General features: G+C 60.3%; 13 protein-coding genes and 2 riboswitches. Of the genes, 3 read left to right on the top strand and 10 right to left on the bottom strand.

What is annotated here, in order from left to right; all coding sequences use genetic code 11:
* The first annotated feature begins 33 nt into the window (after nt 1-33).
* Nucleotides 34-588: a TetR/AcrR family transcriptional regulator gene (locus RTE01_RS01015; RefSeq protein WP_041145468.1), complete on the top strand. Its 555-nt coding sequence runs from the start codon at nt 34-36 to the stop codon at nt 586-588.
* Here RTE01_RS01015 and RTE01_RS01010 read toward each other — a convergent pair.
* Nucleotides 585-1,325: a glutamine amidotransferase gene (locus RTE01_RS01010; RefSeq protein WP_134525898.1), complete on the bottom strand. Its 741-nt coding sequence runs from the start codon at nt 1,323-1,325 to the stop codon at nt 585-587. The genes RTE01_RS01015 and RTE01_RS01010 overlap by 4 nt on opposite strands.
* A 446-nt stretch (nt 1,326-1,771) precedes the next feature.
* On the opposite strand from RTE01_RS01010, the gene RTE01_RS01005 reads away from it, so the two are divergent.
* Both RTE01_RS01005 and RTE01_RS01000 read left to right on the top strand, forming a co-directional pair.
* Nucleotides 1,772-2,956: a hypothetical protein gene (locus RTE01_RS01005; RefSeq protein WP_141334566.1), complete on the top strand. Its 1,185-nt coding sequence runs from the start codon at nt 1,772-1,774 to the stop codon at nt 2,954-2,956.
* A gap of 1 nt (nt 2,957) precedes the next feature.
* A complete protein-coding gene (locus RTE01_RS01000) occupies nt 2,958-3,350 on the top strand; it encodes a hypothetical protein (RefSeq protein ID WP_141334564.1) in 393 nt (130 codons plus the stop codon).
* A gap of 36 nt (nt 3,351-3,386) precedes the next feature.
* On the opposite strand, the gene mrdA is transcribed toward RTE01_RS01000, so the two are convergent.
* The 9 genes from mrdA to RTE01_RS00955 all read right to left on the bottom strand — a co-directional run bounded on the left by mrdA (nt 3,387) and on the right by RTE01_RS00955 (nt 16,089).
* The gene (mrdA, locus tag RTE01_RS00995) at nt 3,387-5,312 is read right to left on the bottom strand and encodes a penicillin-binding protein 2 (RefSeq protein WP_170197844.1); all 1,926 of its coding nucleotides are present in this window, start codon (nt 5,310-5,312) and stop codon (nt 3,387-3,389) included.
* Between the two features lie 182 nt (nt 5,313-5,494).
* On the bottom strand, nt 5,495-7,291 hold the full coding sequence (gene atzF / locus RTE01_RS00990) for an allophanate hydrolase (protein WP_134525894.1): 1,797 nt from the start codon (nt 7,289-7,291) through the stop codon (nt 5,495-5,497).
* Nucleotides 7,288-10,893 (bottom strand): urea carboxylase, encoded by a 3,606-nt coding sequence (gene uca / locus RTE01_RS00985; RefSeq protein WP_141334562.1) that lies wholly within the window; start codon nt 10,891-10,893, stop codon nt 7,288-7,290. Before uca ends, atzF begins: the two co-directional genes overlap by 4 nt.
* 168 nt (nt 10,894-11,061) lie before the next feature.
* Entirely contained in the window at nt 11,062-11,697 is a 636-nt protein-coding gene (locus RTE01_RS00980) for an urea amidolyase associated protein UAAP2 (RefSeq protein WP_041145463.1), read from the bottom strand.
* A gap of 10 nt (nt 11,698-11,707) precedes the next feature.
* A complete protein-coding gene (locus RTE01_RS00975; protein ID WP_041145462.1) occupies nt 11,708-12,436 on the bottom strand; it encodes an urea amidolyase associated protein UAAP1 in 729 nt (242 codons plus the stop codon).
* A 4-nt stretch (nt 12,437-12,440) separates the two neighbouring features.
* Entirely contained in the window at nt 12,441-13,220 is a 780-nt protein-coding gene (locus tag RTE01_RS00970; RefSeq protein WP_115192808.1) for an ABC transporter ATP-binding protein, read from the bottom strand.
* On the bottom strand, nt 13,217-14,032 hold the full coding sequence (locus RTE01_RS00965) for an ABC transporter permease (RefSeq protein WP_141334560.1): 816 nt from the start codon (nt 14,030-14,032) through the stop codon (nt 13,217-13,219). Before RTE01_RS00965 ends, RTE01_RS00970 begins: the two co-directional genes overlap by 4 nt.
* A 24-nt stretch (nt 14,033-14,056) precedes the next feature.
* Nucleotides 14,057-15,115: a putative urea ABC transporter substrate-binding protein gene (locus tag RTE01_RS00960; protein ID WP_041145459.1), complete on the bottom strand. Its 1,059-nt coding sequence runs from the start codon at nt 15,113-15,115 to the stop codon at nt 14,057-14,059.
* Nucleotides 15,116-15,172: 57 nt separating this feature from the next.
* Nucleotides 15,173-15,271, bottom strand: a riboswitch (guanidine-I (ykkC/yxkD leader).
* 185 nt (nt 15,272-15,456) lie between these two features.
* On the bottom strand, nt 15,457-16,089 hold the full coding sequence (locus RTE01_RS00955; protein ID WP_041145458.1) for a LysE family translocator: 633 nt from the start codon (nt 16,087-16,089) through the stop codon (nt 15,457-15,459).
* A 19-nt stretch (nt 16,090-16,108) separates the two neighbouring features.
* A riboswitch (ZMP/ZTP riboswitch) is annotated at nt 16,109-16,189 on the bottom strand.
* Nucleotides 16,190-16,210 lie beyond the last annotated feature (21 nt).

Raw genomic sequence — 16,210 nt, 5'->3', positions numbered from 1 at the left:
CATCATAAATAATTTTCAGCGCGGGATAACGCCATGAGAGTGAGCAGAAAACAGGTCGAAGAGAATAAGCAGACAATCCTTGCCGCCGCCGGTCGTCTGTTTCGCGAGCGGGGTTTTGATGCGGTCACGGTCACCGATATCATGAAATCAGCGGGCCTTACCCACGGCGGATTTTACGGCTACTTCAAATCAAAGGATGAGCTGATCGCCCTGACCCTGGCGGAGCTGAAGGCGGCGAGCGGCGCCGTTGAAAACGGCAGCCCGCCGCAAATCGAACGCTACCTCTCCCCTGAGCATCGGGACAATTTTGCCAGCGGCTGCCCGCTGGCGGCGCTGGCTGCCGACACTATCCGCCAGTCAGAGCCGGCCCGGAGCGAAATGACCGCCGGGCTGAAGCAGCAGATAGCCAATCTGAGCAAGACCGTGAACGGGGAAGATGACGCGGCGAGGCACCGCGCGGCCGTCGGCAGCTGGTCGGCGATGGTCGGAGCGGTGATTCTGGCACGAATGACCAGCGATCCGGCGCTCTCGGACGAAATACTTCGCGAAACGGCGGCCTGGCTGCAGGAGAAAGCGCCGCAGGCTTAAGCCGTTCGGCGATCCGGGGTCAGATAGTGCGCGACAAAGCGGGTCAAAATCGCCGAGGCTACCGGGCTCTCCTCAACCGCATCGCTCAGCCTGTCCGGGTCAATCCCCTCACTGCGCAGCACCGCCTGGCGGTAGTAAATCAGCGAGCGGGCAATCTCCGGGGTGATTTCGGGGTGGAACTGGGTCGACAGCGCGTGAGCGCCGTAGCGAACGATCTGATGCGGATCGTGCTCGGACGAGGCCAGTACCGTCGCGCCCGGAGGCAGTTTGGTCACCGTTTGCAGGTGCGTCAGGTGGGCGCTGAAAGGCTCGGGATGCCCGGCAATCAGGCTATCGTCAAGGCCAGCGGCCGAGAGGGAAATGGTTTTGCTCCCGGTTTCGCGCCCTGCCGGATGGTAATCCACCTCGCCGCCCAGCGCGTGGGCCATCAGCTGATGGCCGTAGCAGACGCCAAACAGCGGCATCTCGATGGTCATCGCGGCGCGGATCCACTCCGCGGTCATCTCGCTCCACGCCAGGCGATCCGTCACCATATCCCAGGAGCCGGTGATCACCGCCAGCGTATCGTTATCCGGCGCCGGAAGCGGCTCGCCGGCAAATACGCGCACCGTGCTGATCTGCTCCCGCCACGGCGCCAGCAGGTCGGCGAACCATCGCGGCAGGTCGCCGTGATCGGCGACAATCTCCTGCGGCGGCGTGCCGGTCTGCACAATAAGCAGCTTGTTTCTCAATGTCATTACCTTTTTCCCTCAATGCTTACCCGACGCTTCACTATGGTGAAAAGCGGCGGTTTCGGCAAATAACCAATATCTATGAGCCACGCCGTGCGGGAATAAAGGTGGCGGATGGCCTACGTAAATCCGTTTTCCGTTGCCTCTGCGACCGGTCAAAGACCGATTTTGCCAGGCACTAAACTCTATGTTTAGAAATGGTAAATTTAACCTGGATCATGATTACTGTACGCTGCAAGCCTGGATGGAGACTGTTTACATGATGGCAAGGTCTCTCGCTTGCCTTGGTGACATAGCATTGTGTCACTGCCCCAACCTCGCTATTTTCGCCTGTACCTGATGTTTTCGGATGGTCATTCTGAAACAGGCATCACCGATAAGTACGGCATCACGGAATGGCATTTTTATGAATCTGCAAAAAATATTAACCTGCATATATTAAGGGATTAATTATGGCTGTTTATCATCTCACTACCCGTATCAACTCGAATGCTCCGGCAGATTCCCTGCTGTACGATCTTTATATTTATCGCATGGATGCCGAGAGAAATAAATATCCTGTGGTAGATGTTAAACAACAACCGCTCCAGAGCAACTACCAAACACAGTGCCATATTACCGAGAATATAGATGAATCTCTCTCAACCATTTATATTATGGAAATCAAACTTTACCGAAAAACCATGTTACATACCCACAGTGTTACCCCGGTACCATTCACTAAAATGTACACATTGGAAGAATTCGCATCAGATAAGGCCTGGTCCCCGGTAAAGCGTGAAAACCCCTGTTATTTTGAATCAAAAGGCACAATGAAACCTGCAAGCCAAGGGGGCGAAACAAAATACATTAAAATCACCATTCCAGAACGGCCTTTTATTGCTAAAGAATACCCTATTGGGTATCCTCGCGATCCTTTTGAAAAAAACACAATAGAGCAACAAATAAGAAAACGATATAATCATTATCCAGATGAATTTCCAGATCAAAATGCCGCAAGTGTCTGTGGACCAGCCGTATTTTTTTACTGTCTCCAAATGGACCGCCCGGATGTATATGCACAGGCGGCCAGGGAGCTGTGGCGATACGGAAAGACCAAAATAGGTGGCCTGACTATTTCGCCTGGTGAAGAGTGTAGACATCCTTCAGGTTTATTCTACACCAGTGCCGGGAGACCGAGATTATTAGGGCTCGATTGGATGACATTAGCGGGACTGAGAGATTCGGAGAACGCTGTGTTGAGTTTTGACACACTCGATTCTCCGATGGCAGGGATCACTATGTGGCAAACGCTGACGGAGTGGTTTGAAAAAGCTGGTTATAAAAAGATATTCAGCAATGTTGGTCCTGTTCAGGCCGGAATTCAAGGGGTTCGAGTTTTAAATGAATACATACAGAAGGGATATAAAGTTGTCACATTAATTAATGACGGGCTTCTGGAACGAAGCGACTCTAACTTATCAATACCAACGCACTGGATTGTTTGGAATGGTCCTGTCATACAAGATTCCAAGGGAAATATTCATTTAGATTTATTCTCATGGGGTAACACCTACGATCAAATAAAGCACGGAAAGGATATTTCATTCTTTATCTCGAGGTTTTTTGGAGGAATGGTTTTTATACCATTAAAATAACATGAAAATAATACTCAGTATTTTTTATTTATTCATCTTGTCAGGATGTACGTTACACGCTGAATTTCACCCAGAAAAAAAACAGCTTAAGGATGCAATAGTTGGCGTACCTTACTATGCTAAGATAGATATTCTTGGCGGTCATGTTGCCACATTGACTAATTCTCAGGGTGATAGAGGATTCGTTGGCGACATACGTCCAGATGATGTCGGATTACACTTAGAACATTGTAATAATGACAAGTATGACAATAACTGCGTTCAAATAAAGGGCATTCCGACTAAAAAAGGAATGGTTAAGGTTAGAGTATCTGGCTTTTTTAACGTGGCAATGTTTCAAAAATCTAGTGAGTTCGATAAAACCTATATTATTAGGATCAAAGACCCCGCCTGAATATATGCCCGACCGCCGCGGCGGCCGGGCCCTGTCCTACTGCGCGTCGGCGCTATCGACCTGAGGGACGTTAGCCTGCGCGCCGCCCTCTGCCGCCGCCGGCGCGTTAGCCGGGTCGAAGATATGATCAAGAATGGCGCGCGCCGTAGGTCCTGCCACCACGCCGTCGCCGCCGCCGTTCTCAAGGATCAGGGCCATCGCCACCCGCGGATGCTGATACGGGGCAAACAGGGTATAGAAAATGTGGTCACGCAGCCTGACCGGGATCATTTTCGCATTGTAGGTCTGGTTCTCCTTCAGGCTGAAGACCTGCGAGGTCCCGGACTTCGCGGCAATCTGATACGGCGCGGTGTGGAACAGCTTGTAGCCGGTGCCGTTTGGCAGGTTGGCCATGCCGTACATCCCGTTGCGCACAATCCCCCAGTACGGCGATTTCGGATCGCCCACCTGCGGCGTGTTTTGCGGCGGCTGATAGCGCTCAACCTTATTGCCGCGCTTCATGGAGTAGAGCAGATGCGGGTTCTTCACCTTGCCGTTGTTGATCAGCGTTGTCAGCGCTTTCACCATCTGGATCGGGGTGGCAATCCAGTAGCCCTGGCCGATGCCGACTGAGATGGTATCCCCTTGATACCACGGCTTCTTATGAATCCGCTGCTTCCATTCGCGGCTCGGCAGCACCCCCGAATACTCTTCATTGAGGTCGATCCCGGTTGGCTGGCCGTAGCCAAACTTGCTCAGCCAGGTGTGAATCCGGTCGATCCCCATCTCAAACGCCACCTGATAGAAGAAGGTATCCGCCGACTCTTCAATGGCCTTGGTAACGTTGAGCATGCCGTGACCGGTTTTCAGCCAGTCGCGGTAGCGGCGCTGGGTGCCGGGCAGCGTCCAGGTCGGCGCGCCGAAGAAGGTGGTGGTGGGCGTAATGACCCCGGCCGAGAGCGCCGAGAGCGCCATATAGGGTTTAACCGTCGACGCCGGCGGGTAGAGCCCCTGGGTGACGCGGTTAATCAGCGGCCGGTCGGCGTTATCGAGCAGCGAACGGTAGGCCTTATAGCCAATGCCTTTCACAAAGGGATTGGGATCGTAGCTCGGGCTGGAAACCATCGCCAACACCCCGCCGTCGCGCGGGTCGACCGCCACCACCGCCGCGCGCTGCCCCTTGAGCACCGATTCAATGTACTGCTGAAGGTGCAGATCGAGCGTCAGATAGATATTTTTGCCGGCGACCGGCGGCACCTCTTTCAGCAGCCGCACCACCCGCCCGTGGTTATCCACCTCGACCTCCTGGTAGCCGGTGGTACCGTGCAGCTCCTGTTCGTAATAGCCCTCAATGCCCTGCTTGCCGATATTGTGGTCGGCGGCATAGTTCTCGGCCTCGCCGTTTTTGGCCAGCCGCTGCAGATCGCTATCGTTAATTTTCGAGACGTAGCCGACAACGTGCGCCAGCTCGGCGCCGTAAGGGTAGTCACGCTGCTGGTAGTTCTCCACGGTGACGCCGGGGAAACGGAATTCGTTGACCGCAAAGCGCGCCACTTCGACGTCGCTGAGCGCGGATTTTAGCGTCACCTCTTTGTAGCGGCTGTTGTGCAGCATATCGTCGCGGAAGCCGGCGATATCATCGGGGGTTAAATCAACGATCGGCGTCAGCTGCTGCAGCAGCGCCTTCATGTCAGCGATTTTGCTGGGGATCACCTGCAGGCGATAGAGGGTGATGTTCTGGACCAGCGGAACGCCGTTGCGATCGAATATCAGCCCGCGGCTCGGCGCGATAGGCAGCATTTTAATATCGTTCTGGTTCGAGCGGGTCTGATAGAAATCGTGCTGCCTGACCTGGAGGCGATAGAGGTTGACGATCAGTACGCTAAAGCAGACCACCACCAGGATAAAAGCCACCACGGCCCGGCGAATAAACAGCATCTCTTCCGCTGAGTGATCGCGAATTTCATCTCTCAATAGAGTCATTGGCGGTAATTCACCTGAGTTTCAATAAGAAGCAAAAAATTAAAAGCGGGGAAGGATAGCCTTATCGGCGCGGGAGCCCTACGGAAAGGTTGCTAATGAATTGGCAGAAATGTTTCAGCATGTGAGTAGCGCCAGCCCAGGGCGGGCCGACGCTATTTTTTCAGAATATGTGACGCCGTCACCTAGCGCGCCAGCCAGGCCCGCCATCCGCCGTAGGCCGTAATATCGGTCGCCCCCTGCAGGCCGTACCCCTCGCAGATAAAGCCGCTGAGCCAGCGCCCGTCCGCCAGCTCCACTTTACCCAATCCTAGCGGAGCCGGGATCGCCGCCAGGAGCGATCCCAGCTCGGCGGAGGGCAGCTCCCACACCTCCACCGCAATGGCCGCCCCGCCGCTCTCGTCCCGCACCATTCCCGGGCGCCTGCCGTCGGCCAGCGCGTAGAGCCGATAGCAGGCCGCGCTTTCCGTCGCCGCCAGCAGGCGTCCGCCCCGCTCCCGCAGCTGTCCGTTTAGCGCCAGCCCGTCGAGATGGGCGCCGCAGACCACCAGCGCCTGGCGATCGTGGCAGGCGCTAGCCGCCGGCGGCTCGGGGGCTATCAGCGCCCCGCCAGGCAGCGGCAGCGGCTGCGCCCGCTGGAAGGCATCGGCCAGCCCGAGCAGGTACTGGTCGGTGAAGGCCCGGCCAAAGAGCGTCACGCCGGAAGGCAGACCGTTCGCCAAAAAGCCCGTCGGCACGCTGACGGCCGCATAGTCCAGCAAATTCATAAAGTTGGTGTAATAGCCCAGATCGGCGTTGCGCTTCACCGGCTCGGCTTCCAGCTCCGCCAGGGTGACCGGCCGCGGATAGGTCGGCGTCAGGACGCACTCCACGCCGTCGAGCAGGGCATCACACTGCGCCTTATAGGCCTGCAGCTGATACATCGCCTGAAAGGCGGCGACGGCGTCGGTTTGCGGCGCCTTCGCCAGCACGTCGCGGATCACCGGCAGGACCGCCTGCGGTTCCCGTTCAATCAGCGGCCCCGCCACCGCGTAGCGCTCCGCCACCCACGGCCCGTCATACAGCAGGCTGGCAGCGGCGAGAAACGGCGCCATATCGATGCTCACCGCCACACCGCCAAGGGCCAGCAGCCGCGCTTTGGCCTGTAAAAACAGCGCTTCACTCTGCGCGCAGCCGAGGAAGTTGAGCGTCTGCGGAACGCCGAAGCGAAAGCCCGGCGCGGGGACCCCGAAGGCCTGCGCCGCGTTCCACTGCGGATTACGCCGGCTGTAGGCATCCCGCGGATCGACGGCGGCGGTCAGCGCCAGCAGCCGGCTCGATTCGGCGGCGGTGGCGGTGAAAAAGGTCGTGCAGTCGAGCGTCCGGCAGGCCGGCACCACGCCGGCGGTAGAGATCAGCCCTTTGCTGGCCTTCAGCCCGACCAGGTTGTTTAGCGATGCCGGAACTCGCCCGCTGCCGGCGGTGTCCGTACCGAGCGCAAAGCTGGCGACGCCGAGCGCCACCGCCAGCGCCGAACCGGCGCTTGAACCGCCCGACGGATACGCAGGGTGCACGGCGTTGCGGCAGCGCCCGTACGGCGAGCGCGTGCCGTTGAGGCCGGTGGCAAACTGGTCAAGGTTGGTTTTACCGACCGGAACCGCGCCCAGCGCAATCAGCTGAGCCACAATCGTCGCGTCCCGCTCGGCGGTATAGGCGAACGCCGGACATCCTGCGGTGGTGACGATCCCGGCAAGATCGATATTATCCTTAATGGCAAACGGCACGCCGTACAGCGGCAGGGTCTCCGGCGAGACGCCGTCCAGCGCCGCCAGCCAGGGCTCCTGCTCCTCTGCCGTCAGAATATGAATAAACAGCTGATACTCTGGATTCAGCGCGCTGGCCCGCTGACGCAGCTCCGCCATCAGCGCCCGGGGCGTCAGACGACCGTCGCGATAGCCCGTCGCCAGGGTACTCAGGCGTAGGTCAAAACTGTGCTGATTCATACGTTTTCCTCCATTATTACCGCCACCCGTTGCCCGGCGCGAACCGAGGCCCCCGGCTGGACGTTCACCTCGGCAATCACCCCATCGCAGGGGGCCAGCAGCGGGATCTCCATTTTCATCGACTCCAGCACCAGCAGAACGTCTCCGGCGCGAACCCGGCTGCCCGGCGCGGTTTGCACCTGCCACAGGTTGCCGGAAACGGGGCTTTCTACTCCCTGCTGCCCGCTCTGCAGCGGCGCGTCTGCGCCCTCTTCAACCGCCGCCTCCTGGCTCTCGAAATGCGCCTGACCGCTGGCTATCCAGCGCTCGCGCTCCTCGTTAAACGCGCGCTGCTGGTGCTGGCGGAAGGCGTCAATGCTCGTGGCCTCGCGCTCAAGGAACTGCTGATACTCCGCCAGCCGCAGGGTGCTGTGCTCAATGCGCAGCGGATAGCGGCCGAGCGGAAAATCACGACGGATCTGCAGCAGCTCTTCGGCGGAGACCGGATAGAAGCGCAGCTGGTCGAAGAAGCGCAGCAGCCACGGCTTGCCGGCAAAATCGGCCACCTCGTGATAGCGATTCCACATCTGCAGCGTGCGGCCGACGAACTGGTAGCCGCCGGGGCCTTCCATGCCATACACGCACAGGTAGGCACCGCCAATCCCGACCGAGTTTTCCGCCGTCCAGGTGCGCGCCGGGTTGTATTTGGTGGTCACCAGCCGGTGGCGCGGGTCGAGGGGGGTGGCCACCGGCGCGCCGAGATAGACATCCCCCAGCCCCATCACCAGGTAGCTGGCGTCAAACACCGTATCCCAGACCGCGCGTTCGTCGGGCAGATCGTTAATCCGCCGGATAAACTCAAGATTGCTGGGGCACCAGGGCGCGTCGCGGCGAACGGTAGTCATATATTTATCGATAGCCTTGCGGCAGGCCGGGTCGTCCCACGACAGCGGCAGGTGCACCACGCGCGTGGGAACCTCGAGATCGTCGCTAACGCACACCGTCGCCCATTCCGCGCGTACCCATGCCAGCAGCGCCTCCAGGGTCAGGGTTTCCGGCTGGAAGTGAACCTGCAAAGAGCGGATCCCCGGCGTCAGGTCGATGACCCCCGTCCGGGCCTGCGCCTCCAGCGTCTGCATCAGCGCGTGGATACGAAAGCGCAGAACCAGATCCAGCTCCGCCTCTCCGGCCTCCAGCAGCAGATGGGTATCGCCGGAGAGCCGCGCCACCAGGCGTTTACTGCCTTCCCCGCAGCTCATCACTACCGGTGACGCCAGCGGCGCCGGCTGCCAGCCGATAGCCGCCGGTTCAAGGGTCGCCAGCTCCTCGCGGCGGCCCTGCGCCAGACGACGGGCGGTGGCTAAATCGACCGCCGCAAAGCGGACCTTATCGCCAGCTTTCAGCTGCCCGAGCTGCCACAGGTCGGCCTCAATCACGGTGACCGGGCAGACAAATCCGCCGAGGCTGGGGCCGTCCGGACCGAGGATCACCGGCATATCGCCGGTAAAATCGACCGCCCCGACTGCGTAGGGATTATCGTGAATATTCGACGGATGCAGCCCCGCCTCACCGCCGCTGTCGCGCGCCCACAGCGGTTTCGGGCCAATCAGCCGCACGCCGGTACGGCTGGAGTTGAAATGGACCTCCCAGTCGGTGGCAAAAAAGGTAGCGATATACTCCGCGGCAAAGAATTCCGGCGCGCCGTGGGGGCCGTAGATCACCCGCAGCGTCCGCACCGCGTCCAGATGGGTCTGCAGCGCAGCCGGGAGCGTGGCGCCGGCTTCTGCGCCGGGCGTCGGCGCGAGGTGCAGAACGTCGCCGCTGCGCAGCGCGCGTCCGGCGTGGCCGCCAAACTGTCCGAGGGTAAAGGTGCTTTTACTGCCTAAATAGTCCGGCACCTGAATGCCGCCGCGCAGGCAGAGGTAGCTGCGCACCCCCGCGCCGCTGACCGGGCCGATTTTCAGCGTCGCGCCGGCGGGAATAGTAAAGACGCGGTTCATCGGCTGGGCCACGCCGTCGAGGGTTACCGCCACCGCTGCGCCGCATATCGCCGCCTCGGCGAGGCAGTTAAACTTCAACGTTGGTCCGCTGAGAGTGATTTCCAGCGCCGCCTCGCCCTGCGGATTGCCGAGCAGCCGGTTGCCGAGGCGCAGCGCCCGATCGTCCATCGGCCCCGACGGCGGAACCCCCACCGCCCAGTATCCGAGGCGCCCCGGATAGTCCTGAACGCTGGTCTGGGTCCCGGCACTCAGCACCTCGACGGTTGCCGCCCGATAGCTCAGCTGCTCGAGGCAGCGGGTCCAGGGTTCGCCCTCGGTAAAGGGGGCGAAAGCCAGAATCTGCTGCAGGTAGAGACGATTGGTTTCCACGCCGTACAGCCGGGTTGCCGCCAGCGCTTCGCTGAGACGGGCGATAGCCCGCTCGCGGTCGGGCTGCCAGGCGATCGTTTTTGCCAGCATCGGGTCGAAGAACGGCGGCACCTCGCAGCCGGCCTCCACCCAGCGGTCAATTCGCAGGGTTTCCCCATCCGCCGGCGGGAAGGTCGCTTCGCTGAGAAGCCCCGGCGAGGGCTGGAACTGGCGGCCGGGATCTTCGGCGTAAATCCGCGCCTGAATCGCGTGGCCGCGCGGCTGCAGATCCGCCATCAGCCGGGACAGCGGCGGCAAATCCCCCGCCGCCAGGGCGACCATCCAGCGCACCAGATCGACGCCCCAGACCTGCTCGGTCACGCCGTGCTCGACCTGCAGGCGGGTGTTGACCTCGAGAAAATAGAAGCGCTGCGCCAGGCTGTCGTAAACAAACTCCACCGTCCCGGCGCTGCGGTAGCTGACCGCTTTACCCAGGGAGATGGCCGCCTCGCACAGCGCCTGCGCCATGCCCGCGGGCAGGTTGGGGGCCGGCGTCTCCTCGATAACCTTCTGGTTACGTCGCTGAATCGAGCAGTCGCGCACGCCGAGGGCGATAACTTCCCCCTGCCCGTCGCCAAAGATCTGCACCTCAAGGTGGCGCGCGCGGGAGATATATTTTTCAACGAACACGCCGGCATCGCTAAAGTTGTTCTGCCCGAGGCGGCGGACGGTCTCAAAAGCCTCCGCCAGCTCGTCGGCATCGTGGCACACCCGCATGCCGATCCCGCCACCGCCGGCGGTGCTTTTGAGCATCACCGGATAGCCAATCTCCTGCGCGGCGCGGCACGCCTCGGCGCTATCGGCCAGCAGCTCGGTTCCTTCCAGCAGCGGCAGGCCCTGCGCTTTAGCCAGCGCCCTGGCGGTATGCTTAAGGCCAAAGGTCCGCAGCTGCTGCGGCGTCGGGCCGACGAATACCAGTCCGGCGGCTTCGCAGGCTTCGGCGAAGGCGGCGTTTTCCGAGAGGAAACCGTAGCCGGGGTGTATCGCCTCGGCGCCGCTTTGCCGCGCGGCGGCGATGATTTTCTCCACCACCAGATAGGTTTGCGCCGCCGGGCCGTCGCCAAGGCTAAGCGCTTCATCGGCTTCGCGAATATGCAGGCTGCTGAGATCGGCATCGGAATAGACGGCGACGCCTTTAACCTGCATATCGCGCAGCGTGCGCAGAATTCGGCAGGCGATGGCGCCGCGGTTGGCAATAAGTAGCGTATTGAACATAAGCGGGACTCACATCAGGGCGGGTCGTCCCGCAGCAAAATAGCGTTCTTCCCGGGGTCGTCCCCGGGGCGCGTCGGCGTCAGGATTTGCGCGACGGCGTACTGTTCAGGCGATCGGCGCGTACGGCAAACAGGCGATAGGCCATCAGCCGCCAGCGCTGCCAGCGGGTCAGTTCCATACCAGCACCTCCGCCGGGGTTGGATTCCAGCCGTTGCACGGGTTATTGAGCTGCGGGCAGTTGGAGATCAGCACCATGGCGTTACACTCCGCGCGCAACTCGACGTATTTCCCGGCGGCGGAGATACCGTCTTCGAAGGTCAGCCCGCCTTCTTCCGTCACCGGCACGTTCATAAAGAAGTTGATGTTGGCGCCGATATCACGCTTGTGCAGGCGGCCGTCGTGCAGGCAGGCGCAGAGGAAGTTGTCCCGGCAGCTGTGCATATAGCGCTTATCGGCGGCATAGCGCACGGTGTTGCTCTCCTGAGCGCAGGCGCCGCCGAGAGTGTCGTGGCGGCCACAGGTATCGGCAACGATGGTCAGCAGCGGCCGGCCAAGATTCGAGAACAGCACGCTGCCGGCGGTCAGATAGACGTTCCCCTGACGACGCAGCGTGCGCTGCGGATCGTAGCGTTCGCGCGGGTTATCGGCGTTATAAAACAGGGTGTCGATAGCCTGGTTGCCTTCAAGATCGAGCAGCCGCAGGGTTTGCCCTTTCTTCACTTCGAACAGCCAGGGTTCGCCCGCCGGGATCACGTGACGATAAACGGCATCAGCCGGGTTGCGGGGACTGGTAACAAGGCTCATGGTCGGCTCCTCAGAGGGCAAAAAGTTGGGTATTGGCAAACGCGCGCTGGTTTTCATCGCGGGTGAGCAGCGAGGCGACCGCCGCCTGGGCATCGTCAGCGTCGAACCAGCTCAGTTGGACCGGACGCGGGGCATACTCCGTAGCGGGGTCCTGCGGATGCGGCAGCGCGGTAAGGACGATCAGCACGTCCATCGGCGCAAACAGCTCAACGTACCGCCCGGCGCTGGACGGCGCGGCGCAGAAATGGAAGCTGCCGTCGGCGGCGACGGTGACCTTGCTGAAGAAGTTGACCACCATCAGCAGATCCTCCAGGCCCAGATCCCATTTGCCCATTTCAACCAGCAGGTTATCGACGCCGTTGCGGTAGTAGCCGTTGCGCAGCTCCTGGTAGCGGCCGGCGCCGTACTTTTCCAGGGTCTCTTCGGCGTTGAGCACGCCGCCAAAGGGATCGTGCCAGCCGCTGCTATCGGCGACGATCCCCGCCAGCACGCGGCCCATATCAGAGTAGAAGCAGTGCCCGGCGGTCAGGCGCGCGGTGTGCTGCCCTTTCAGGGTATCCGGCAGGTTCAGGCGTTCGCTCTTTTCATGCGGATTGAGCATCATCATGCTGACGTTAGCCTCGCCGTCGATATCGGTCAGGCGCAGGATTTGCCCGCGGCGCAGAATAAACGAGGTATGGCCGCCGCCCGGGACAAACTCTTCGCGCAGGCTCGGTGCGGAGTGAAAAAGTGGCTTCATCTGACTATCTCCTTAATGCATAAACGTTGTTATCGCTGCCGGTGCCGAGCATCTGCGACATGCGGGCTTCGTTAAGCGGTATGTCGTAGGTCACGCGCGCGCCGTAGGCGTTGGGCGCCTGCGGGTCGTGGCGCACCTTGTCAAAGACCAGCAGCCGGGTCCCGAGATTGAAGCCTTCGGCCAAATCGTGGGTGACCATAAAGACCGTCATCCGCGTTTCGCTCCACAGCTGCAAAAGCAGCGCGTGCATATCCTTGCGGATACCCGGGTCGAGGGCGCCAAACGGCTCATCAAGCAGCAGAATACGCGGCTGCATCACAAAGGCCTGGGCGATAGCCAGCCGCTGCTGCATGCCGCCGGAGAGCTGCGCCGGGTACTTATCGAGCGCGTGGGAAAGGCCGACTTTCTCCAGCATCTGCGCCGCCCGTTCGCGGGCGAGCCGCCTGCGGGCGCCAAAAAGACGGCCAAGCAGCGGCGAGGCCGGCAGCTCGAGGCCAACGGTCACGTTATCCAGCACGTTGAGATGCGGGAATACCGAATAGCGCTGGAACACCACGCCGCGGCTGCGGTCCGGCTCGGCGGCCAGCGGCTGGCCGTCAAGGGTGATAGAGCCCCGGGTCGGCTTCTCCTGGCCCAGCAGCAGGCGCAAAAAGGTCGATTTCCCGCAGCCGGAGGCCCCGACCATTGAACAGAACTCCCCCTCCCTGACCTCGAGATTGATGCGCTCCAGCACCACGTGGTCGCCGTACTCCTGCCAGATATTTTTAATGGCAATAAAACTCATGTCCGGCCTCCTTCCGCCCACGGGAAGCAGGCTTTATGCAGCTGCCGCAGGGCCAGATCCATCAGCCAGGCCAGCAGGGTTATCCAGATGACGTAGGGAATAATGACGTCCATCGCCATATAGCGGCGAACAAGGAAAATGCGGTATCCGAGACCGGCGGTGGCGGAAATGGCCTCCGCCGATATCAGAAACAGCCACGCCGAACCCAGCAGCAGACGCAGGGAGATAATCAGGCGCGACAGCAGCTGCGGCAGCACTACCCGTAGCACCAGCGTCCAGCTGTTGGCGCCGAGGGTCTGCGCTTTAATAAACAGCTCCGCCGGAATTTCCCGCGCCCGCTGCTCGAGATCGCGCGCCAGCATGGGCGTCACCCCAATAACAATCAGCATCACCTTGGAGAGCTCATCGAGACCAAAGACGATAAACAGCACCGGCAGGATCGCCAGCGGTGGGATCATCGAGATCACGGTCATCAGCGGCGACAGCGCCGCGCGGTAGAGCGGGAAAACCCCGGCGGCGATACCGATGCTCAGCCCGATCAGCGAGGAGAGCGCCAGCCCGGTCAGCAGGCGACTCAGGCTGATAAGAGTATCGGCCCACAGCAGGTATTCGCCGCTGCGTTTGTCCGGCGTGAACGCCATCCGCTCGACGGCGGCGACCATTTGCGTCAGTCCGGGCAGCAGCTTGTCCTGCGGATTGGCCTCCAGCCGCAGCGCAGAGCCGATAACCCAGGCGGCGATCAGCAGCACAAAGGGCATCAGCATCAACATCATTCGCATGCCCTGCTGTGGATGGCGGTTAATTTGTCGCATGGCGTTGACTCCCGTCAGCAATCATTACAGCTGGCCCGCGGCGGCCATCTTCAGGTAGCTATCGTCGAAGCGCAGCTTGACGTTGCCCGCGTCGCCGACGGTGACGTTGCCCGGGAAACTCATGCCGATAAAGTCAGCGCTCTGGGCGCCCTCGCCCAGCAGCCCTTTGTCAAAGGAGAACTGCGCCACGCGCTGCATGGTTTTGGCCAGCTCCGGGGTGGAGATAAATTTGAGGGTCTCGTCGGGAGTCCAGAACAGATGGGTGGTTTTCAGCTGCGCCTCATAGCCCGCGAGGTCGGTGCCGGAATCGGCCGCCATGGCGCTCAGCGCTGGCTTATCCCCGGCCTGCATTTTACTCATCATCTCAAACCACGCGCCGGTCAACGCCTTGCCGAGCGCCGGGTTGTCCTTCAGGGTTTGGCTGTTGACCACCATCATGTCGATAAGCTCTCCAGGCACCTGGGAGGAGCTAAAGACTTCGCTGGTTTGTGGGGTCTTTTTGATAACCGACAGCTGCGGGTTCCACGCCACGGCGGCGCGCACGCTGCTGGTGCCGAAGGCCGAGACAATATCGGCGTCAGAGGTATTGACCACTTTGACGTCTCGCTCCTGCAGTCCGGCCTTTTCCAGTCCGCGAACCAGCAGATAGTGCGAAACCGAGAGCTCCGGGAGGTAAACCTGCATCCCCTTGAGGTCGCTCAGCTTTTTGCCCGCGCCCTTCAGTACCACGCCATCGTTACCGTCAGAGTAGCTGCCGGTGATCAGCGCAGTGGTATCCACCCCGCCGGCGGCAGGAATGGTCAGGGCATCCATATTGGTCATGGTGCAGCCGTCGAACTGGCCGGCGGTATACTGGTTAATCGATTCGATGTAGTCGTTGAGCTGCACGATATTGATCTTGATACCGTACTTGCTGGCCCATTTATCGATGATTTTTTCGTTGCTGATGGTGCCCCAGGGCATCCAGCCGGCATAAATCGTCCAGCAGATGTTGAACTCTTTTTTTACCGCGGCAAAGGAAGGGAAACTGGCCAGCAGCGCCAGGGACAGGACAAAAGAACGGAGTAGTGGCGATCGCTTCATGATGAACCTCTGGTTGGCACAAAAAACAGGAGCAGCGCGACACCTACTGGTGCTGCTGTCTCCCGGGCTTTTGTCCCGCCGTGTAACCTCGCAGAGGTCGCCAGCTCTCGGACCAGTCATTCACCTGCGTGAACCGGAACCCTAGCCAGCTATTTGATCATCTAAATTGTATGGTGCGCTGCCTTCTGTTTTTATCTTGCAAAGCATATGCCAAAATAATAATTAGCATAAAATCAACAGGATGGAATATTTACCGCCGCCAGCACACCAGGATGGGGAGCCGTTTTGGGGCAACGCGTAGATTTGGTGCAGAGGGAGGCAGGCTCGCGCCTGCCGGGGCGTTATTTGCGCGCTTCAAAGGCGATTTTAACCGCCATTCCTGCCAGCACCGTCGCCATCAGCCAGCGCTGAAAGCGCTGCCAGAGCGGGCGACCGGTAAGAAACCGCGACACCTCGCCGGCCATCAGCACAATCAGCGCGTTGACCGCCACGCTGATCGATGCCTGGGTGAAGCCGAGCACCAAAGACTGGCTGAGAATGCTGCCGTGGCCGGGGGAGATAAACTGCGGTAAGAGCGACAGATACATAATGGCGATTTTAGGATTCGCCAGATTGGTAATAAAGCCCATCAGAAAGAGCTTACGCCCGCTGTCTGCCGGCAGGTCGCGCACGGCAAAGAGCGAACGACCGCCCGGTTTTATCGCCTGCCAGGCCAGGTAGAGTAAGTAGACGACCCCGCTGATGCGCAAAATATCGTAGGCATAGGGCACCGCAAAAATCAGCGCGGTAATCCCCAGCGCCGCGCACAGCATATAAAAGACGAACCCCAGCGCCACGCCGCCTAATGAAATCAGGCCGGCGCGTTTGCCCTGGCAGATCGAGCGCGAGGTCAGGTAGATCATATTCGGCCCGGGGGTCAGCACCAGCCCCAGGGCAACGAACGCGAATGTTATTAACGAACTCAATTCAGGCATAGTTTATCTCCACCAGACAAAGTTATGCCCAGGCGCGCGGCGGTCGCGACCATGCTCCCCGACAGTATTCTGTCTCAAGGCGCCAGTTACATGGCCGTGAATAGTAATAGCCTGTCGCTCA

The organism is Klebsiella terrigena (assembly GCF_006539725.1).
GTDB lineage: Bacteria > Pseudomonadota > Gammaproteobacteria > Enterobacterales > Enterobacteriaceae > Klebsiella > Klebsiella terrigena.
This window is presented reverse-complemented; position numbering and strand designations above follow the sequence as displayed.

Bases quoted from the DNA above. Each gene is read 5' to 3' on its own strand.
- RTE01_RS01000 (WP_141334564.1), top strand. From the start codon at position 2,958: ATGAAAATAATACTCAGTATTTTTTATTTATTCATCTTGTCAGGATGT.
- RTE01_RS01015 (WP_041145468.1), top strand. From the start codon at position 34: ATGAGAGTGAGCAGAAAACAGGTCGAAGAGAATAAGCAGACAATCCTT.
- RTE01_RS00960 (WP_041145459.1), bottom strand. From the start codon at position 15,115: ATGAAGCGATCGCCACTACTCCGTTCTTTTGTCCTGTCCCTGGCGCTG.
- mrdA (WP_170197844.1), bottom strand. From the start codon at position 5,312: ATGACTCTATTGAGAGATGAAATTCGCGATCACTCAGCGGAAGAGATG.
- RTE01_RS00955 (WP_041145458.1), bottom strand. From the start codon at position 16,089: ATGCCTGAATTGAGTTCGTTAATAACATTCGCGTTCGTTGCCCTGGGG.
- RTE01_RS00975 (WP_041145462.1), bottom strand. From the start codon at position 12,436: ATGAAGCCACTTTTTCACTCCGCACCGAGCCTGCGCGAAGAGTTTGTC.
- RTE01_RS00965 (WP_141334560.1), bottom strand. From the start codon at position 14,032: ATGCGACAAATTAACCGCCATCCACAGCAGGGCATGCGAATGATGTTG.
- RTE01_RS01005 (WP_141334566.1), top strand. From the start codon at position 1,772: ATGGCTGTTTATCATCTCACTACCCGTATCAACTCGAATGCTCCGGCA.
- RTE01_RS01010 (WP_134525898.1), bottom strand. From the start codon at position 1,325: ATGACATTGAGAAACAAGCTGCTTATTGTGCAGACCGGCACGCCGCCG.
- atzF (WP_134525894.1), bottom strand. From the start codon at position 7,291: ATGAATCAGCACAGTTTTGACCTACGCCTGAGTACCCTGGCGACGGGC.
- RTE01_RS00970 (WP_115192808.1), bottom strand. From the start codon at position 13,220: ATGAGTTTTATTGCCATTAAAAATATCTGGCAGGAGTACGGCGACCAC.
- uca (WP_141334562.1), bottom strand. From the start codon at position 10,893: ATGTTCAATACGCTACTTATTGCCAACCGCGGCGCCATCGCCTGCCGA.
- RTE01_RS00980 (WP_041145463.1), bottom strand. From the start codon at position 11,697: ATGAGCCTTGTTACCAGTCCCCGCAACCCGGCTGATGCCGTTTATCGT.